Below are 22,372 nucleotides of genomic sequence, written 5' to 3' on the forward strand. Positions count from 1 at the left end.
GAATTAAGAATACTTTGATACTTAACATCTTGTACCAAACTCCTAACTCCTGTACAGACGCGATTAATCGCGTCTCTACTCCTAACTCCTGTACAGACGCGATTAATCGCGTCTCTACTCCTAATTCCTAACCCCTAATCCCTAACTCCCAACTCCTTACAATCCAACCATAATTACGAAAATTTATGGACTATTTGATCAAGCGTTGGATATCTGTTTTTTGCAGCCATTTATGTGTTTGCTGCATTCCTTCTTCTAGGTCAATTGTTGGTTTATAATTTAACAGGCTTTGTGCTTTGACAATGGAACAAGCATAGGGACGAGTCATAAAATCTATAGACTCAGGTAAAATATCAACTTTTTGGCGAAAAAGTTTTTGTCCTTGAACACGTAGCTTTACAAACAACTTGATTTCATCTTTCGATAATGAAAGGGGTGCTGATAAACCTTCCATTGCTGCTAAACGCATAAAATACTCTTTCCAGGAAGTTTCTTGTCCGTCGGTGATATTAAATATTTCCCCATAGGTTTCTTTTTCTATCGCTAGAAAGATGCCATCAATCAGGTTATCTATATATACATGATTGATTACTCCTTTACTATCGTTGGCACAGGCAAATAATTTCTGACGCATCATCAGAATTGGTCTGACTATCCAAGGAATACTTCCTGGTCCGTAAACATCTCCGGCCCGAATAACGATGATGCCAAAATCTGGCGGATTATTCAGTTCTAATACTGCTGTTTCGGCTTCTATTTTCGTTTGACAATATGGATTATTTTCGCCAGAGAGTGGCCCGGATTCTGTAACACCATTCGGATAGTTGAAACCGTAAACCATCACACTGGATAGATGCACAAATGTTTTGACACCAGCCTGTTTAGCGGCTTTAGCCATGTTTACAGTACCGCCAACATTCACGTCACGAAAATGGTTAATTGCACCAGTTTCTTCGGCAATTTGATATGTATGTAAAACGATGTCTACTCCCTGACAAGCCTTTTGGGCAGTGGTAGAATCAGTGATACTACCAATAATTACCTCAACACCTAAATTCTGTAATTGTTTGTTCTGTTCTGTAGAACTTTGCAGTCCACGAACCTTCATTCCTTGCGCTATAGCTAACTCGGCTGCACGCAAACCGACAAGTTCATCAATCCCAGTAATTAGGAGGGTTTGGTTTTTGAGGTTCATAAAGTCGGGATTATTGTTAAATAGGTAAATTGGAGTTGTTAGATAAAAGACTTCAAGGTTATACCAAATTTAAATTTTGGTAAAGACTTTTAATCTAAAATCTAAAATTGATCCAAGGAGTAATTTTTCTGTGGAGAGGCTGCACTAATGCTTAGTTATGAGTCTATATCAGGGCAAAATAATTTGAGGATTTTGCTGCTAGGAATCAGCTAAAAAATATCTCCCGGATCTGCGGAGCGGAGTTTGTTGATAGCAAGTGCACCTGAGGTTATACACATTAATACTGTTGAAGTTAAGATGAGCAATGCATTATTAATGGTCATAACTATTGGTAATTTAGTTGCTTCTGCTGCAAAACTATATAACAACACAGAACTAATCAATCCGGGAATATAACCTAAAATTGCCAGAATTAAAGCTTGCTGAAATACCACATTTAATAAATATCTATTGGCATAACCTATGGCTTTTAAAGTGGCGTAAGCAACGAACTGCGTAGCAATATTGCTGTAAAGAATTTGATAAACAATAACCACACCAACAACCGCAGCCATTGTCAACATCAAGTTAAGTATAAAACCAATTGGTGTTCTGATTGCCCAATATTTTTTTTCAAAATCAATAAAGCCTTGGCGTGTAAAGACTTGGACATCATTAGGCAAACTTGCTTGCAAATTTTTCAGTACTATTTCTGCATTACTACCAGGTTTGAGGGAAATCAAACCGATATCTATCATATCTGCCGGACGACTATTGGGATTTATCCTGAGGAAAGTTGAGTCACTGACAATTAAATTTCCGTCTACCCCAAAGGAAGGCCCTAAGCTGAATAAACCACCAATTCTCACTCTATAGCCAATTAATGAATTGAAGGGAAATATTTCAATTGTCTGTTCAGTATCTCCCGCATTAAATTTTTCAGCTATTGGGCCAAACTCTGGGCGAGAACCCCGGTCAAAAAATACGACATCAGGAATTTTGAGTTTATCTAAATTTTTCTCAACTTCTGGGATGTTCATCACAGGGTTACCTGGATCGAAACCAATAACATATATTGAATATTTCTCACTAGTTGCCGGATTTTTCAGTTTAGCAAATTGTAGATACATGGGGCTAACTGACTCTACGCCATCAAACCCCAAAGATTGGTACAAACTAGTCCGCGAAAAGCTTTGATTTGAAGTCAAAGATTTATATTGCGAACTAACTAAAAATAAATCTCCCTTGAGATTCTGATGCAGTGCGGTTGCACTTGAATAGAGAGCATCTTGAAAACCAAGTTGCACAAACATTAGCAGCACAATAAAACCAATCCCGGCTACAGCTACTAATAAACGAACTTTTTGCTGGGCTAGCTGTAGCCATCCTAAAGGAATTTTGAAAATCATGGATTTATTTGTTAATTATTATTTGTCATTGGTCATTTTTGAATGACTAATGACTAAATATGAATGGCGACATCCACTTGTAAGTTAGTTAAACGAGCTACCCTTTGACTATCTGCGGGATTATCGATAGAGATTTTCACCTCAACTATTCTGCGGTCTGTATCTGAACTAGGGTTGAGGCTGAAGATGCCTTGCTTGTCAACTTGCCAACCAATCTCTTTCACAGTTCCCTTTAATGTTCCAATAAATGCAGTGCTGGTAATTGTGGCTTTTTGTCCTACACGCACTTTGCGAACATCGGTTTGATACACCTCTGCAATCACATACATTTGAGATGTCTTACCTATCTCAGCAAATCCTTTGTTGGTGCTGATGACTTCTCCGGTTTTGGCGTGAATTTTTAATATTTTGCCAGCTATGGGAGATTTGATGTAACTTAAATCCAAATCGGCTTTTGCTTGTTGAACAGAAGTTGTTGCACTGTTGACTTCGGTTTGTGCGACTTGAACATCTACGCCACGCACTTCACTAATACTGGTGAGTTGCGCTTGTGATTGCTTTTTCTGTTCTTGGAATGTGTCTTGAGTCCGCTTGAGAGTGGCTTGGGCTTCTGTTAGTTGCTGTTGTGTAGTCTTTAGTTGCAAAGCCTTAGTATCTGCTATAGAAGCTGCGATCGCGCCTTGTTTGTATAATTGCTGATAGCGATCGTTCTCGGCTTGAGCATTGTCTACCTCAGCCTGGGTGCGGGTGATTGTCGCCTGTTGTGTGGCAATGTCTCCTTTATATTGTGGCTCTAAACGGGCGATCGCTGCCTTTTGAGCATCGATATCTCCAGTTTTAGCTCCAGATTTCACCTGCGCTAGTTTAGCTTTGGAAACTTGCAGTTGGTCTAAAGCCTGTTGCAAAGCTGTTCTAGAACGACCATAATTTTCTAGATATGCCAATAATTGCCCTGCTTTAACCGCGTCTCCTTCTTTCACCAACAGTCTTTCTACTCGCACCCCATTATTAGAAGTGGGAGCAGTCAAAGTAGTAACTTCGCCTTCTGGCTCCAAACGGCCCAAGGCAGTCACAGCAAGTTTCACAGGAGTGGCAGCTTTTGGAGAAAGCGCTTGCGGTGTCTGAACTTTAGCCCTTGACCAAAACGTAGTCAAACTATAAAGAGCTATTAATCCGGCCGCTAAAGTCAGAGAAGCTGCTAAAATTGCTTGCGATCGACCTATGGGTTTTCTGAATAATCGGCTTTCTTTATTCACTGCCATATTTTCATTCCAATTGTGCTTTATAAGGGGATAGCCTGGTTATATTTAGTCCATTAGAATAGACTCATCTGCAAATTACCAAGAGGGCTTTTCCTCTAGAGTTTCTACCTTAATAAAGTGGATGGGTCTAAATTGGTTTTATATGAATTGTTGTACGTATTTGCCACCCAAAATCACTATTGTGGCGTGAAAATTAATGATGCTGTTACTTCAAAGCTTCCTAAGTTATATCCTAATTTTACTTCTATTCCAGTAGCGTAAAATACAATAGCGCTAACCAGAAAACTTAACTTGCAATCACAACGAAGCGCTAATAAAAATGAACTAAAAAATTGGATAAACTTGTCCTTAAGTATGGCAAAAAATTTGAATTTTGTCAACCAATTGACTTTGCATAAGTCTTGATTCTATCACGTAAATATTTAATCCAAGTAAGATTAGAGACTGAAGAAATTTAATCATCACTAATCACTCATCTGCCAATTGAATACTAACAATTAGTTATTTATTAAGCAGATTTGATATTACTAACAGATTATTGTTAGCTAGGTTGTGTACTATCAGACATTCTGATCAGTTTTGCTCCTACTAATTAAAGGCATGAAGTGATACCTTTGGTGCATTACGCCAACGGACATCTAAAAATACACTAGTACCGCAAGGCGGAAGTCAAAAGTATTATGGAATAAGCTCTTTAGGGATTTTAAATGGTTGCTCTATTTCCGCCGTGGTGTACTAGTACACCACGGCGGAAGTTTGTTTACCTTTAACAAGGGGCAAAATCCCTTTTAATTACCAACATCCTTAGAAATCCTCTGCTTCGTTGCCATCCTGCCTTGGAATAAATTCTGAGGCTAATAACTTGCATTCCTCTCAAGAGGACTATAGCAGTTCTCCTTCGGATGCAGGGCACAGCAACGCTATGTCCCTACGAATGGTCTGTATTCCATGCAATTGAGAACCGCTATAAATACAGAATTTGAAGCGATGTACATAGCTATCCTTGGTGAAAGAGAATAATTTCAGTCCACTTGAGTGGACAGAGAGCTTTTGAGCCGCAGAACTTAAGTTCTGCGTGGGATGTAGGTTAGCGCAATACTTTGACTGTTATAAAAATATGGGTAAAGCCTCGTGTAGCTGTGATTTATAATCGCTCTTTTAACTGATGTAATCATGATTATGTTTATCAAGCAACATACTAAAAATTAACATTTGCTTTATAAATAACCGCTTTGCTTCTGAAGTTGACTTATATTGAAAAATAACCCAAAACTTTGATTCAATTATGATGTTTCTCTGAGAAAACATACCTATAATTATTCAATTTATCTATGTATTCATTGAATTGTTACTTACTAGACAATAGATTTGCATTATTAACTTAATCCAGCGCAAATTTATAGCTAACCCGTAGATAACAAAATATTTCACATATTCAGCTAGTCATAAATTATACTTATCGAGTAAATTTTATTCAAAATTCACATCAGTAATAGTGGAGGGTTATTTATAAAATAACCTTAAAGAAATGATTTAGTTTCTGTAAAGTATGTTAGTGTTTTTATTAATTCAATGCTTTAAAGTAGTTATAGAAAGTAGTTATTTAATTAAGATTTTGAAATTAAAAATAACTAAACATAACTGCTTTGTCATCACCTTATGATCGTTTAATTACTTTTTCAAGTTGCATAAACTCGGATTAAAGGTGGTGTGTTTTCTGTAACGAACTTGTCAACTTTGCTGGGTCAAATCCCATAAACTAATTATCCTGGACGTTGAAACTGGCTATGACATTTATCAAGATACAGAACGTTGTCATGAACACCAGCTACGTTGCTGCAATTAAGCTAAATAATCAAACGATTTTGGGCGAAAAAAGCGTTTCTGTTCCCTTAGCTACTCCTCAGTTTCCATCGCTCCAGTGGGATACTATTGCTCAAAATCTTTACCATTACAAATGGATTGAATTTACTGGTCAAGCAGTTATTACACTCCAAGACTATTTTACCAGTTTTAACAACGTCATCGACCGTGCAAATTTGAGATTTTGGATTTTGGGTCGCACCTTTGGTGCGCTTCCAGCGCAACTTGGATTTTTTGGTTCGTCCTCCACTCATTGTGGGTGGAACAAATCTAAAAGACGCTCGTAACGATGCTTAATTACTCACTATCGCTAACGCAAATCTAAAATTGCAAATCTAAAATCCAAAATTGGTTGACCTATTGCCACAATATCAAGAGTCTAACGTTGTCTAACATTTTTGTGCGATCGCAGTGTGCCAAAATCGCCTATAAATCTAGGGCTTTATCAGGGCAGTATGTGTCGTGTGGTGTCGATTTGGAGAAAAGCCTTTAGCGGAGATAGGATAGCTAACTGCTTACAAAACAAGAGTTTTTCATTATTAGTAGGCAACAGAAATTACTGTAGCTACACAATCCACAGTACTCACTATGCCCTATGTCTGCTTATTCAATTGATACTGCCTTAGCGGAGTTAGAGAGCCTTATCAATAATTGCGAAAAGGCTGTGAAGAGGTCTATAGAGGAAAAAAAAATGAGGTCAGATAAATCAGTGTCAATTAACAAAATTAACAGACAATTACAACACAATCCTATAGCCATTGTTGGGATGGCATCTCTATTGCCTAAAGCCAGAAATTTGCGGGAATACTGGCAAAATATAGTAAACAAAATTGACTGTATTACTGATGTTCCTTCTACTCACTGGAGCGTCGAAGACTATTATGATCCGAATCCGAGAACTACTGAAGATAAAACCTACTGTAAAAGAGGCGGATTTATTCCAGAGGTAGATTTTAACCCGATGGAATTTGGTATACCGCCCAGCATTTTGGAAGTCACAGATGTATCACAACTGTTAAGTTTAGTGATTGCGAAAGAGGCGATGGAAGATGCAGGCTATGGTGAAAAACGTGAGTTTAGCCGCGAGACTGTTGGCGTAATCTTAGGCGTGGCCATGGCCAAACAGTTAGGAATGCCACTTTCTGCCAGATTGGAATATCCGATTTGGGAAAAAGCACTCAAAAGCAGCGGTTTATCCGATGAGGATACACAAAAAATCGTCGAGAAAATCAAAAGCGCCTATGTGAAGTGGGATGAGAACGCTTTCCCTGGAATGTTAGCTAATGTAGTCGCCGGACGAATTGCCAACCGTCTAAATTTTGGCGGGATGAACTGCGTAGTTGATGCGGCTTGCGCTAGTTCCTTCGGTGCTTTAAAGATGGCAATTAGCGAGCTAGTTGAGCATCGTTCTGACATGATGCTGACTGGTGGTGTTGATACTGATAACACCATCATGGCTTTCATATCGTTCAGCAAAACACCGGCTGTTTCTCCCAGTGAAAATGTCAAACCTTTCGATGCTAAATCTGATGGGATGATGCTGGGTGAAGGTATCGGCATGATTGTCCTTAGACGCCTGGAAGATGCCGAACGTGACAACGATAAAATCTATGCCGTAATTAAAGGCATTGGTACCTCCAGCGATGGGCGCTATAAGAGCATTTATGCTCCCCGCAAAGAAGGTCAAATCAAAGCTTTAGAACGTGCTTATGAAGATGCCGGCTTTTCTCCCGCCACTGTTGGTTTAATGGAAGCACATGGCACCGGTACAATGGCTGGAGATCCGACAGAATTCGGATCTTTAAAAGACTTCTTTGGCGAACATGATGACAAAAAACAGCACATCGCTTTGGGTAGTGTAAAATCGCAAATTGGACACACAAAAGCGGCTGCGGGGGCGGCGAGTTTGATTAAAACTGCTTTGGCATTACATCACAAAGTATTACCGCCCACAATTAATATCACCGAGCCGAACCCCAAACTCAACATTAAAAATTCGGCCTTTTATTTGAATACCGAAACCAGACCTTGGATTCGTGCAGAAGGGGAAGCACCAAGACGTGCAGGTGTAAGTTCTTTCGGCTTTGGCGGCACTAACTATCACGTCGTCTTAGAAGAATATGAAGCCGATCAGAACCAGGCTTACCGCTTACACAGTCCTGCTAGTGAAGTGCTGTTGTTTGCTCCGACAGTAGACCAATTGCTGACCAAATCTGAAGAGATTTTAGGTAAGTTGCGATCGCCTGAAGCAAAAACACACTATGCACAATTAGTCCAGGAGTGCAAATCGCCACAGATTCCCCTCTCTGCTGCCAGATTTGGGTTTGTAGCTGAGAATCTCGAAGAAGCTTGCAAGTTGTTGCAAACTAGCATTGACTGGCTGAAACACAAAGGAACAGCAGCATCTTGGGAGCATCCCCAAGGGATTTATTACCGCGCCTCTGGTATGGAGTTGGGTGGAAAAGTTGTTGCTCTATTTTCTGGTCAAGGTTCGCAATACTTGGAGATGGGCCGGGAACTGGTAATGAATTTTCCTTTGATGCGGCGTCTTCATGGCTATATGGATAGCTTGTTACTCAAAGATAATTTACAGCCGCTTTCAGAAATCGTTTTTCCTCATCCTGTGTTTGAGGAAGCAGAAAAAAATGCCCAAATTGCTGCCTTACAACGCACAGAATACGCTCAACCAGCCATCGGGGTGTTGAGTGCAGGAATGTACAGCATACTGCAACAAGCTGGGTTCAAGTCAGATTTTGTGGCAGGACATAGCTTTGGTGAACTGACAGCGCTTTGGGCTGCGGGAGTTTTGAGTACAGAAGATTACTTGTTCTTAGTGAAAGCTAGGGGTCAAGCAATGGCGGCTCCAGAAGACCCGGATCATGATGCGGGTAGTATGTTGGCTGTTAAAGAAGACATCAGCAAAGTAGAAGCAGTGCTGAGGCATTTTCCCCTAGTTGCGATCGCTAATCAAAATTCTCCCACTCAATTTGTCTTAGCTGGGCCCACCGCAGAAATCGCCAGAGTCAGAGAGGCTTTACACGAGAAAGGATATACAGCTGTATTGCTACCTGTTTCCGCAGCTTTCCATACACCGTTAATTGCCTTTGCTCAAAAATCCTTTGCGATCGCTACTAAGTCCGTCAAGTTCCAAAGTCCCAAAATCCCTGTTTACAGCAACGTTACCAGCAAACAGTATCCCAAGGAACCCCAAGGTATTCAAAAAATCCTGGAAACGCACCTTTCCAACTCAGTGCTGTTTAAGCAGGAAATTGAAAATATCTATGCGGCGGGTGGTACTTGCTTTGTGGAATTTGGGCCGAGGAGAATTCTCACCAACTTGGTAAAAGATATCCTTGGCGATCGCCCTCATCTCACCGTATCTTTGAACCCCAGCACTCAAAAGAATAGCGATCGCTCTTTGCGAGAAGCAGTTGTGCAGTTGCGGGTGATTGGTTTGGCTTTGAATACCCTCGATCCTTATCAACTTCCCCAAACTCTTCCCCCAATTGAGACGAAGAAGACATTAAATGTCCGTTTGAACGGCATCAACTACAGATCCGAAAAAACGAAAAATGCCTTTGCTCTAGCTTTGCAGGATGGACATAAAGTCACATTACCCACCGTGACACCAAACCTTCCCACCCCCGAATATTCTGATGCGGCTCCCTTGTTTACCAGCCCAGGTGTAACTCCACCTCTAGCAGTGATAGAGACTAACGGACATAAAAAACCACCCCTTGTTACCACCCCAGCAATGAACGGTGTGACATCTAATATCATCACCCAACCAGAGCAACAAATGAATCCTGTGACCCTTTCAAGTCAACCAGCCCAGGAATCTAAGATGCAACCAACACCAGAAAAACTTACTAATTACCAACAGCTTTTAGAAAGTTTAGAATACCTCCTGACACAGTTTCAGGAAAATCAAGCCGAGAATTTACAAGTTCACGGAACTTATCTCAACCATCAAATGGAATATGCCAAAGCGTTTTTCCAACTGATGCAGCAGCAGAATTCCTTGTTGAGTGAAAGTAAATCAACAGCCGAAACTGCCAAAATGAAGCTAGTTGTCATGGAAAGCTTAGAGCGCAGCATGATGCAGTTTCACTCCCAACAAGGTGAAACCCTACGCATCCATGAACAATATCTCCAAGAGCAGCTGGAATATACCAAAAACTTTTTCCAACTCATACAGCAAGAGTATTCTCAAATCATCTCAGGTGAGGGAACGACTCAACTAACAGAGAAACTAAGTAACGGGGTACGCTATCCGTTCACAACAGAAACAACTGTTACTGATGCACCAGTATCCCCTACTACCAAGATAGTAGAAAGCCAGCCTTTGCCTGTAACTGAGCCAGTAGCGAAAAATGGCTCAACTGTTACCAAAACACCTCTCCCCCCCGCTCCCCAGGTGGTAGAGCCTGTAGTTGAAACTCCTGTATCCTCCACTTCTAAGAAGGATGAAAATTCCTCTTCTTTGCTCCCTAATCTCTTCTCCCCACCCCCTACTTTCGAGACAGTAGAGCCTGTAGCGGCGTCACCTGTCCCAGTAGTAGAACCTCAAACCGAGGTTGTAGTCACAATTAGCTCACCCTCAGTCAACGAAGTTATTGCATTCAGCCCAGAACCAACACCCACAACTGCTGCACCTGTATCTGGCGCAACCATCGATATTGTTGACTTGGATAAAAACCTGTTAGCGATCACCAGTGACAAGACAGGCTACCCAGTCGAGATGCTGGAAATGGACATGGACATGGAGGCGGACTTAGGGATTGACTCCATCAAACGGGTGGAAATTTTAGGGGCGCTACAGGAAATGTACCCTAACCTACCCAAGCCCAATATAGAAGAACTGGCAGAACTCCGCACCATCGGTCAAGTTGTCGAGTATTTGCAATCCCAGGCTTCCAAAAGTATTTCTGTAGAAATTGCAGTTCACGAAATACAACAAGTAACCGAGATTCCAGTAGAGACTGTACCCGTAGTTGAGGTAGTCACTTCACCTGAACCAAGCCTAGTTGTCACATTCAACCCAGCACCAGAACCCGCTGTAACTGATGAAGTTGTAGACTTAGGTCAAACCCTACTAGCGATCACCAGTGATAAGACCGGCTATCCAGTCGAGATGCTGGAACTGGACATGGACATGGAAGCCGACTTAGGGATTGACTCCATCAAACGGGTGGAAATCTTAGGGGCGATGCAAGAAATGTACCCCGACTTACCCAAACCAAATATCGAAGAACTCGGAGAACTCCGCACCATCGGTCAAATAGTCGATTACCTACAGCAGTTAGCTGGAGGTGAAAAAAAAAAGTTTGAGCCTGAGTTTGTCCAACAGCCACCCGAATTAGAGCATAATATCCAGCGCCATCCCGTCAAACTCAAAAGCCTACCACAGCCCGATTATTTGGATTTTACGTTACCAGAGGGACACATCGGTTTAATCACCGATGATGGTTCCCTCACCACTTATAAATTAACTGAATCCCTAATCGAGAAAGGCTGGAAAGTAGTAGTTATCAGCTTCCCCCAATCGCTCATCCCCCAGCAAGCGCCCTTACCCACAGGAGTAACCCGCGTCACCTTAGCAAACTTGAGTGAAGAACATCTCCAACAACAATTGCAAGCGATCGCATCTCACTGCGGAGCGATTGGGGCCTTCATCCATCTCCATCCACTTTTTGTAGGAAATCACACTGGGACAATTCCCTATCACGAACAAGAAAAGGCGATCGTCAAGCACGTATTTTTGATGGCGAAACACCTCAAACCCTCCCTCAACCAAGCCGCCCGTCATGGACGTAGTTGTTTTTGCACAGTTGCTCACCTCGATGGCGCTTTTGGCTTAGAGTACAAAGTCAACTTCGGGGCGATCGGCGCTGGTTTATTCGGATTAAGCAAAACTCTGAGATGGGAATGGCCAAAGGTGTTTACCCGTGCGATCGACCTAAGTCCCAGACTTGACGCCAAACAGTCAGTACAAAACATCATAGCCGAGCTTCATGACCCCAATCTTTATATTAGTGAAGTTGGCTACGGCTCACAAGGACGAGTCACCCTCATCGCCGATTAAAAAGCAGGTTAATCACTTCATCTCTTCTCTCTGCGCTCTCTGCGTCTCTGTGGTTCGTTAAAAAAAACCGCAGAGGCGCAGAGGACACAGAGGAAGAAAAAACCAAATTTATTCAGTTATTTACGAGGATTTATGACACAAATAGCCCAGCTTAGTCCATCATCTGTCTTTGTCGTGAGCGGCGGTGCAAAAGGGATTACGGCTGAGTGTACTATCAAATTAGCCCAACAGCAACCCTGCAAATTCATCCTCCTCGGTCGCTCCGAACTATTAGAAACCGAGCCAGATTTTGCTCAAAATTCTGATGAATCAGCATTGAAAAAATGCATCATGGAAAATCTTCTTTCCCAAGGAGAGAAGCCCACACCCATGAGTGTGCAAAAGATATATAACAAAATTACCTCCAGCCGCGAAATTAAAAACACCCTAGCAGCAATTCAAAAAACAGGAGCTAAAGCAGAATATATTAGCGTCGATGTCACAGATCCGCAAGCTTTACAAGAAAAACTTGCCAATGCTGTGCAACATCTTGGGCCGATTACAGGAATTATCCACGGCGCTGGAAATTTAGCCGATAAGTTAATTGAAAAGAAAACACAACAGGATTTTGAAAAAGTTTACACCGCCAAAGTGCAAGGATTAGAAAATTTACTTACTTGCGTTAACCCTAGTCAACTTCAGCATTTAGTTTTGTTTTCTTCTGTAACAGGTTTTCATGGAAATATTGGGCAGTCTGATTATGCGATCGCTAATGAAATTCTCAATAAATCAGGGCATATTTTCAAACAACAATATCCCTCATGTCATGTAGTGGCAATTAATTGGGGAGCTTGGGATAGTGGGATGGTGTCACCAGAACTTAAAAAGGCTTTTGCTGAACGAGGAATTGAAGTGATTCCCGTAGAAGCTGGGACACAAATGTTAGTCAACGAATTGCATCCCGCCTATCGAGAAAATACACAAGTTGTCATTGGTAGCCCCCTAGTACCCTTTGCTAGGGAGTTAGATTCTGAACTGTGTACCTATCGGATGCGCCGCCGAATGACAGTAGAAGAGAATCCATTTTTATTGGATCATGTGATAGCTGGTTCTCCAGTGTTGCCTGCTACATGCGCTCTATCATGGATGATTGATTCTTGTGAACAACTTTATCCAGGATATAGATTTTTTGCTGCTCAAGATTTCAAAATTTTGAAAGGAATTACTTTTAATGAAAGTCTGGCAAGTGAATTTATTTTAGATCTTGAAGAAATTTCTAAAACTAATGCTCAACAGATTACATTCAATACCAAAATATCGAGTAAAAATGCAGATGAAAAAACCTTTTATCATTTCAGTGCCCAAATCCAACTATTACTAGAAATACCCACTATCCCAATTTATGATGCAGTGAATTTAGAACCAGATAATATCATCCCTCTCACTGGCAAATCTTTTTATCAAAATGGAGAAACTACATTATTTCATGGCCCCTCTTTTCAAGAAATCCAAAAAGTTCTAAATATCACCACAGAAAAAATTACTACACAATGCCTGTGGGAACAAATCTCAGATAAACAACAAGGACAATTTCCAGTCCAATGGGTAAATCCATATACAACTGACCTAAGTATGCACGCACTCTGGGTTTGGACACAGCATTTTCATCAAGAAGGTTGCTTACCTGGACAAGTCGCAAAATATGAACAATTTGCAACAACACCACCCAATGAACCCTTTTACGTTTCTTGTGAAGTGAAAGCCAAAACACCCAGTAGTGCAACCGCTGATTTTATCATCCACAATCGAGAAGGACAAGTCTACTCACGTCTACTCGGAGCAAAAGCAATTATTTGGTCGATGAAATTACTCAGAAGTTAGTAATCTTCAACTTCTTCTCTCTGCGTCTTTTTTGCCTTGTGCGTAAGCTTTTTCTTTAGCAACCGCCTCTTGAAAGTTTGGGGAACAGCGTAAATCCTGCGTTTTAAATATCTCTTGCCTAATACCCAAATTTTAAGGATATAACTAGTGGAAAAAATAGCCATCATCGGATTATCATGTTTATTCCCCGATGCTAAAAACCCCGAAGAATTCTGGCATAATATTGTTAATCAAAAAGATTCGACATCTTCTGCAACAGTCGAAGAAATCGGAGTAGATCCGACAATCTTTCACAATCCAGTCAAAGGTACACCAGACAAAACCTATTCCCTCAAAGGCGGGTACATCCGCAACTTTCAATTTAATCCTTCCGAATACAATCTCCCATCAGAATTTATTACTGGCTTAGATAACACCTTCAAATGGTCATTGTATGCTGCAAAACAAGCAATTGTACAGAGTGGTTATTGGGGTAATCAAACTGTTCTCTCAAAATGCGGTGTAATTTTAGGTAATTTGTCATTTCCAACAAAATTATCTAATCAATTATTCTCTCCAATTTACCAGAAAGCGATCGCACCTGCTGTCAGAGAACTTTTGCAGTATGAAGATTTTGATTTAGCTGTCCCAAGTGGAACTAAAGCGTCTTTGTACAATGCGATGATATCTGGTTTACCAGCATCTATAATTGCTCAAGCCTTCTCACTCTCCCAGATTAATTTATGTCTGGATGCTGCTTGTTCGTCATCATTTTATGCTATTAAACTAGCATCTCATTACTTATGGTCACACAAAGCTGATGTCATGTTAGCTGGAGCCATAAGTTGTGCAGATTCCCTATTCGTGCGGATGTTATTTTCTGGTGTTCAAGGGTATCCAGAAAATGATATCAGTCGCCCCTTAGATAAGTCCTCTAGAGGGCTAATTCCCGCCGATGGCGTTGGAATGGTGATGCTGAAAAGATATTCTGATGCTGTTAGAGATGGCGATAATATTCTCGCCACTATCTGCGGTAATGGACTCTCAAATGATGGTAAAGGTAAGCACCTACTTAGTCCTAATCCTAAAGGACAAATCTTAGCTTTTGAGCGAGCCTATGATGAGGCAAAAATTAGTCCAAAAACCATCGATTATCTAGAGTGTCACGCCACTGGCACATTGCTCGGAGATACAACCGAATTCAACTCCATAGAAACATTTTTTGGTCAAAATCAAGCTGCGCCTCTGGTGGGTTCTGCTAAGGCAAATACTGGTCACTTGCTAACTGCTGCTGGCATGGTTGGCTTGACTAAAGTGATTTTGAGTATGTCTCATGGCGTAATTCCACCAACCATAAATGTTACTGAACCTTTAGCTTCCGAAAATAGTATAATTTCTGCCGACAAAATTGTTAGAACAGCTACGTCATGGCCCAATAATAATACACCAATTAAACGGGCAGCCATCAGTGCTTTTGGTTTTGGTGGCACTAATTCTCATCTGATTTTGGAACAAGGAACTACAGCACAATCTGTTAATTCAGTTGATTCAACTGCACCTATTCCACCAGCCAAAATTGCCATTGTCGGCATGGATGCCTTTTTCGGTAACTGCAATGGCTTAGATGCTTTTGAACGGAGTATTTATGATGGAACCCAACATTTTATTTCTCTACCGCCTCAAAGATGGCACGGTATAGAAAATCAAGAAAATGTCCTGAAAGAGTACGGTTTAACAGATGCTAAAGCACCAATTGGAGCATACATCAAAGATTTTGAAATCGATACTTTCTCGTGCAAAATCCCACCTAATGAAATAGAAAAATTAAACCCACAACAATTATTGCTCTTGAAGGTTGCCGATCGCGCCGTGAAAGATGCGAAACTACAGGAGGGTAGCAATGTAGCGGTTATTGTCGCCGCTGAGACAGAGTTGTCTGTACATCAGCTACAGCAAAGATGGAATCTATCTTGGCAGGTTAAGGACGGCTTACTCGCGCAAGAAGTTTCTTTGCCTGCTGAACAGCTGGCGCAACTGGAAACCATTGTCAAAAATAGCATTCACCAACCAGTAGAAATCGGCGAATATGTCAGTCACATCGCCAACATTATGGCGAGTCGAATTTCTACTTTATGGAATTTCACTGGCCCTGCATTCACGATGACAGCTGGTGAAAATTCTGCCCTTAAGGCGTTGGAAGTTGCACAAATGCTACTCACTACTGGAGAAGTAGATGCAGTGGTTGTTGGTGCAGTGGATTTGGCAGGTGGTGTGGAGAATGTCTTGTTCCGCAACCAATTTGCACCAATTAATACGGGTGTCAATACGTTGAGTTTTGACCAACAAGCTAATGGCTGGACGGTTGGCGAAGGTGCGGGTGCTGTCGTCCTGAAGCGCTACGAAACTGCTAAGGAAAACAAGGAACGCATCTATGCAGTTATTGATGCCATGAGTTTCGCTCAAGATAATTCTACTGTCAGTAACGCTCTGGTAAAGCCTGATGCTTCAGCTATCAGCAATGTCTGCAAACAAGCTTTCCAGATTGCAGATATTCAACCCACAGATGTTAATTATGTGGAAGTTTTCGGTAGTGGTATTCTCCAGGAGGATGAAGCCGAAATCACAGGTTTGCTTCAAGCTTATCCGAAAGTGGGAAATGGTTTGCACTGTGCATTGGGCAGCGTCAAAGCCAATATCGGTCACACCTGTACAGCATCGGGAATCGCTAGCTTAATCAAAACTGCTCTGTGTCTTTATTACAGGTATATTCCCGGCACTCCCAAATGGTCTGGTGTCAAAACACCGCAAGTATGGGAAGGTAGCCCTTTCTATGTCGCAATGGAATCAAGACCTTGGTTTGTCGATAAAGATGCCACACGCAGAATAGCAGCAATTAATAGTATGGGTATAGATGGGAGTTACGCCCATTTAATCTTATCGGAGGAACCCAGTCAAGAGGAGCGGGACAATAGATATTTGCAGCTAATGCCTTTTCATCTGTTCCCGATCGCAGTTAGCGATCGCTCCAACATCCCAGATTTACTTAACTATCTTCAACAAACCATCGAAACGAGTTCCTCTTTATCCACTACAGCCAGTCAAACATTTGCTAATTTTGAACAGCATTCTGGTGCAAAATACGTTTTCTCAATCACAGGACGTAATAAAAAAGAATTACTCAAAGAAATTGAATCTGCCCGTAAAGGTGTAAACAATGCCTTTGAGAACGGCACAGATTGGCAAACACCAATAGGAAGTTATTTCACAGCTAAACCATTGGGTAAAACCGGAGCGATCGCTTACGTTTATCCGGCAGCTGTCAATTCTTATGTGGGTATCGGTCAGAATCTCTTCCGCTTATTCCCGAAAGTCTACGATGACACGATATTCAATAGTCTTGCCAACCGTGCCGTCGAAATTCATCAGCGACTTTATCCCCGAAGCTTGCATAAGTTTTCCACCAGGCAGCTAGAAACTCTTGAAAAAGAATTCCTAGACGATTCCCTAGCCATGTTTGAAACGGAAATTGCTTATTCTCGACTGATTACTACAATTATTCGAGATGATTTTAAAGTCAAACCACAATGTGTCTTTGGCTATAGCCTGGGCGAAACTAGCATGATGTCTGCCCAAGGAGTTTGGAGCAATTTTTCTGGTGGAAGTAACACTTTAAACTCATCCCCTCTCTTTGGAGATAGATTATCTGGCCCTAAAAATGCTGTGCGTGAGTATTGGGGATTGAAAGATATTCCTGATTCACAAAACAACTTTTGGATAACCTATGTTCTCATGGCCACCCCATCCCAAGTTAGAGAATGTCTTAAACATGAGAATCGGGTTTATTTAACTCAAATTAATACACCAGAAGAAGTATTAATTGCTGGTGATGATGCAGCTTGTAAGCGAGTGATTCAAACTCTAGGTTGTAATGCTTTTCCGGCTCCCTTCGACCACGTAATCCATTGTGAGACGATGCGATCGCAGTATGAGGAAATCAAGAAGGTAAACACTTTACCATCACAAACTCTCCCAGATATTGTTTTTTATTCTGCTGCTGATTATCAACCGCTCGCACTTGAAAGTGAAGCGATCGCTCACAACATTGCCAAAGGATTGTGCCAAGAGCTTGATTTTCCCCGATTAGTTAATCGTGTCTACGATGATGGTGTGCGAATATTTTTAGAAGCAGGCGCAGGTAGTGTTTGTTCACGATGGATTGATAAAATTCTTGGCAAGAAAGAACACCTCACAGTTTCTCTGAATCGTAGAGGTATGGATGACCATGCTTCTATAGTCAAAGCATTAGCAAAACTACTCAGTCATCAGGTTAATGTGGATTTATCACCACTGTACAGCAAAGTCCAAGAAACCACCAATCAAACTAAAGCAACATTGAGAACAGTTACCTTAGGTGGAAAAGCGATCGCTGCTACAATTTTGAGCGACGAAAATCGCAAATTTGTTAAAGATTGGGCTGAGGATCTTAAGTGCGATCGCTTCAAAAAACAGCATCCAAACATACCTAATATCCAACAATCTGAGATCACAGATTTTCTTAATACTTCCAACAAAATAACTCAAGAAGAAAGTTATTCTCCTAACATCTTGCCATCCCTTACTCACACAGAAGAAGTCAAACCAAAAAATATCATTGATAACGGTTTTGAACCGAGAGAACAATTACAATCTTCTGAGTCAAGCGCAATTGGGCAGCAAATTCCTCTTTCTTCTCCACCTGTCATCACTCAAAAAATTAGTAGCATCATCAGCATGTTCGATTTAAATAAGACTCAGTATCAAAAGCTCAATGCTAATAATTCAAAGATAACTAAAGCGCACACTGCTTTTTTACAAGCTAGACAAGATTATAGTCAACAAATGAGCGAAATCATTCAATTGCAACTAACTTGCGCCCAAAACTTGCTCAACGACGAATCCTAATAAATCATACCAATTCTCTCTCAACTTGCACCAACTAATTCTTAACTCATCTCTTCCTTGGTGTCCTTCTCTACGAGACGCTGCGCGAAGGCGGTTCGTTTAATAATTATTACGTGCATATTCATAGAGAATTGGTATGAAAACATAGACTCCTATAAAGAGTCTACACCCTTCAGTTTTTATCATCCATTGCTTGTAATCAGAGGGATAACTGCCGTGACAACCGTAGATACGGTGCTAAGTAAACACGATAATGGTCTTAATTTCTCTGCCTGGTATTATAACAAAAACCAAGTTTGGAAAGGTTCTTTAGAAACTGTATCTTTTGAGCAACAAACCATCAAAGGTAAATTGATGGTGTTAGATAAACCCTGTTACATCGTGAAAGTTGCCGGAAAAATCGGTGTCACTAATGAGGGGTATTTATCCCCTGGTGATAATGGCACAACAGCACAAGTAGAACTGCTGACATTTGCAGCACCAATCCACATTCAACAGTTTGGAGATCCCAATTTTCTTTCCTTTCATGGAGTGAAATATGCCTATGCTACTGGCGCAATGGCTGGCGGAATTGCTTCTGAAGAAATGGTGATTGCATTAGGAAAAGCGCAAATTTTGAGTTCCTTTGGTGCAGGTGGTTTAATTCCAGAACGTTTGGAAGTAGCCATAAATCGCATTCAACAAGCTTTACCTCAAGGACCCTACGCCTTTAATTTAATTCACAGTCCCAATGAACCTGCGATTGAACGTAGGGCAGTGGATTTATACCTCAAATATCAAGTGAGAACAGTAGAAGCATCTGCATTTCTCGACTTGACTCCCAACATTGTTTATTACCGTGTTGCTGGATTGGGGTTGAATAACGCCAATCAAATTGAAATCAAAAATAAAGTCATTGCCAAAATTTCTCGCCGAGAAGTTGCTACTAAATTTTTGCAACCAGCACCAGCTAGAATTCTCAAAGAACTTCTTGAACAAGGATTAATTACTGAATTACAAGCAACCCTTGCAGCGAAAGTTCCGATGGCTGATGATATTACCGTCGAGGCTGATTCTGGGGGTCATACAGATAACCGTCCCCTGGTTTGTTTGTTACCTTCTATTATTGCCTTGCGGGATGAAATTCAAGCACAATATCATTACCAAACACCTATTAGAATCGGAGTAGCAGGGGGAATTGGTACACCACAATCAGCACTAGCAGCCTTTATGATGGGTGCTGCTTATGTAATGACCGGTTCCATTAATCAGTCATGCGTTGAATCTGCGGCTTGTGAACATACCAAAAAATTACTAGCTCAAGCAGAAATGGCTGATGTGATGATGGCCCCAGCAGCAGATATGTTTGAAATGGGGGTCAAATTACAAGTCCTCAAACGGGGTACGATGTTCCCCATGCGAGCGCAGAAATTATTTGAACTATATCGCGCTTATGATTCGATTGAAGAGATTCCTTTGGTAGAAAGAGAGAAATTAGAAAAACAAGTTTTCCGTAAGAGTATTGCTGAAGTATGGGAAGGAACAGCGGCTTATTTGTCCCAGAAAAATCCTGAAAAACTGGGTAAAGCAGTCAATAATCCTAAACTGAAAATGGCGTTGATTTTCCGCTGGTATCTAGGATTATCTTCTCGTTGGTCTAGTTCTGGTGAAAAAGGTAGAGAAGTCGATTATCAAATTTGGTGTGGCCCAGCAATGGGCGGTTTCAATGACTGGGTGCGGGGTTCCTACCTGTCTGAAGCAAATAATCGTCAGGTAGTTGATGTTGCTAATCAAATTATGACTGGTGCAGCCTTTTTGTATCGTGTTCAAAATTTGAAAATTCAAGGACTGCAAGCTTCCGATTATTACAGTCACTATCACCCTGTCCCTTCTACATTAGCGGAGATTTAAAAATGACTATAAAACAGTCTTTTACAGCAGCTGATATTCAAGTATTTTTGATATCTAACTTAGCTGAGTTGCTAGGAGTAACAACTGATGAAATAGATGTCAAAGAACATTTAGAAAACTCTGGCTTGGATTCAGCCCAAGCAATGATTCTAGTAAGTAAATTAGAAAAATTGCTAGGATTTCAACCATCTCCGTTACTCCTGTGGCATTACCCAAGTATTGAAGCTCTTTCACAGCGTTTAGCTGAAGAAGTGCAAGAGGGTTCACCAGTTCAAGACACAAAAGTTGTGCGTCAGACATCTTCTAATGCCAACGCTGCCCCCTCTGTTCCAAATTTAAGTGCCGAGGCTGTTCTTGACCCCACCATCCATCCCGGCGCTGCATCTAATCTGCCTCTAGGTGAACCCAGAAACATCTTTTTAACTGGAGGAACAGGCTTTTTAGGAGCTTTTGTCATCCGGGAATTACTACAGGAAACTAATGCGGATATCTATTGCTTAGTGCGTGCTGGTAATACCGAAGAAGGCAAAAGCAAACTCCAAAAGAATCTGCAACAATATGCAATTTGGGAGGAACAATTTAACTCCAGAATTATTCCTATTGTCGGCGATTTATCTCAGCCATTGTTAGGTGTTGGCTCTGAACAGTTTCAAATTTTAGCTGCCAATATTGATACTATATATCATAGTGGTGCTTTGTTGAATTATGTTTTTCCCTACTCGGCACTGAAAGCAGCTAATGTTTTAGGAACTCAAGAAGTTTTGAGATTAGCATGTCAAATTAAAGTCAAGCCTGTACATTACGTTTCTAGTGTTGCTGTTTTTGAATCGACTGCTTATGCTGGCAAGGTTGTCAAAGAACAGGATGAATTCAATCATTGGGAAGGTATTTATCTTGGTTACTCCCAAACTAAATGGGTAGCTGAAAAATTAGTCAAGATTGCTCGTGACCGAGGACTTCCTGTAACTATCTATAGACCGCCACTGATTTCCGGAGATAGCAAAACAGGCATTTGTAATACACATGACTTTATCAATTTGATGACCAAGGGCTGTCTACAAATGGGAAGTTTCCCTGATGTAGATTATATGTTAGATATGTCTCCTGTGGACTATGTAAGTAAAGCCGTTGTTTATCTATCACGGCAAAAAGAATCCATAGGCAAAGCTTTCAATTTACAACATCCCCAACCTGCCGCTTTCAAAGTGCTAGTTGAGTGGATACGCTCATTTGGTTATTCAGTTAAGATGATTCCCTATGAAGAATGGCAAGCAGAGTTAATCAATAATGTGTCTTCTGTTGATAATCCTTTATACACTCTGCGACCCTTTTTACTGGAACGTTGGTCTGATGAACAACTGACTATTCCTGATTTGTACCTACAAGCTAGAAGACCCCATATTAGCTGCCAAGATACCCTTCATGCACTAGCAGGCAGTTCTATTGTTTGTCCTCCCATTGACTCTCAATTGTTTATGACTTATACCGCCTACTTGATTCAAAGCGGCTTCTTAAATATCGCTTAGGAATTCACAACTTTCATAAGGTGTGTTGTGTTAGAAACGTAACGCACCATCCTGGATATTTTCGGTGCGTTACGGAAGCCGTAACACAACGCCAGCCAGTTGCACTCAACAGATAGCGCAGCGTAAAGCCTGCGGCATGGTAACTCTTGGAGACGCTCTTGCGTTCGCTTAGAGCGAGTCAGTCACTAACGCTGCGCTACCCTTGCGTAGGGAACCTCACGCAGGAAACCCGCCTACAGTGCTGGACTCACCGTAACGCACTGGCTCCCCTACAAAACAGAATTTTTGTGTTTTGTTTAGTCCATGTTCTTTAGGACTCAGTACTCCTTAATAGTCAATATTTCAGATGCCGGCAACAACTCATACACCAACAGATGCAATCT

General features: G+C 41.2%; 8 protein-coding genes and 1 pseudogene. 6 read left to right on the plus strand and 3 right to left on the minus strand.

Annotated features, from left to right (window positions below):
* Positions 1-190: 190 nt before the first annotated feature.
* The 3 genes from V7K49_RS30705 to V7K49_RS30715 all read right to left on the minus strand — a co-directional run bounded on the left by V7K49_RS30705 (position 191) and on the right by V7K49_RS30715 (position 3,845).
* Positions 191-1,195: an NAD-dependent epimerase/dehydratase family protein gene (locus V7K49_RS30705; RefSeq protein ID WP_335209010.1), complete on the minus strand. Its 1,005-nt coding sequence runs from the start codon at positions 1,193-1,195 to the stop codon at positions 191-193.
* A 209-nt stretch (positions 1,196-1,404) separates the two neighbouring features.
* On the minus strand, positions 1,405-2,583 hold the full coding sequence (devC, locus tag V7K49_RS30710; RefSeq protein ID WP_334866205.1) for an ABC transporter permease DevC: 1,179 nt from the start codon (positions 2,581-2,583) through the stop codon (positions 1,405-1,407).
* A 53-nt stretch (positions 2,584-2,636) separates the two neighbouring features.
* Complete coding sequence (locus tag V7K49_RS30715) at positions 2,637-3,845, minus strand: ABC exporter membrane fusion protein (RefSeq protein ID WP_334866203.1); 1,209 nt, start codon at positions 3,843-3,845, stop codon at positions 2,637-2,639.
* Between the two features lie 1,787 nt (positions 3,846-5,632).
* Between V7K49_RS30715 and V7K49_RS30720 the strand changes: the two are divergent.
* The 6 genes and pseudogenes from V7K49_RS30720 to V7K49_RS30745 all read left to right on the plus strand — a co-directional run.
* Positions 5,633-5,875 (plus strand): annotated as a pseudogene (locus V7K49_RS30720) (hypothetical protein); the annotation flags it as partial.
* Positions 5,876-6,303: 428 nt separating this feature from the next.
* Positions 6,304-11,793 (plus strand): beta-ketoacyl synthase N-terminal-like domain-containing protein, encoded by a 5,490-nt coding sequence (locus V7K49_RS30725; RefSeq protein ID WP_335209012.1) that lies wholly within the window; start codon positions 6,304-6,306, stop codon positions 11,791-11,793.
* 132 nt (positions 11,794-11,925) lie between these two features.
* Positions 11,926-13,653: an SDR family NAD(P)-dependent oxidoreductase gene (locus tag V7K49_RS30730; RefSeq protein WP_335209014.1), complete on the plus strand. Its 1,728-nt coding sequence runs from the start codon at positions 11,926-11,928 to the stop codon at positions 13,651-13,653.
* A gap of 147 nt (positions 13,654-13,800) precedes the next feature.
* Positions 13,801-18,573 carry a PfaB family protein gene (locus V7K49_RS30735; RefSeq protein ID WP_335209016.1) on the plus strand — a complete coding sequence of 1,591 codons (4,773 nt, stop codon included), beginning with the start codon at positions 13,801-13,803 and terminating at the stop codon, positions 18,571-18,573.
* A gap of 216 nt (positions 18,574-18,789) precedes the next feature.
* Positions 18,790-20,463, plus strand: a complete 1,674-nt coding sequence (locus V7K49_RS30740) for a PfaD family polyunsaturated fatty acid/polyketide biosynthesis protein (RefSeq protein ID WP_335209018.1) — start codon at positions 18,790-18,792, stop codon at positions 20,461-20,463.
* A gap of 2 nt (positions 20,464-20,465) precedes the next feature.
* Entirely contained in the window at positions 20,466-21,989 is a 1,524-nt protein-coding gene (locus tag V7K49_RS30745) for a thioester reductase domain-containing protein (protein ID WP_335209020.1), read from the plus strand.
* Positions 21,990-22,372 lie beyond the last annotated feature (383 nt).

This window comes from Nostoc sp. (assembly GCF_036919675.1).
Taxonomy (GTDB): domain Bacteria; phylum Cyanobacteriota; class Cyanobacteriia; order Cyanobacteriales; family Nostocaceae; genus Nostoc.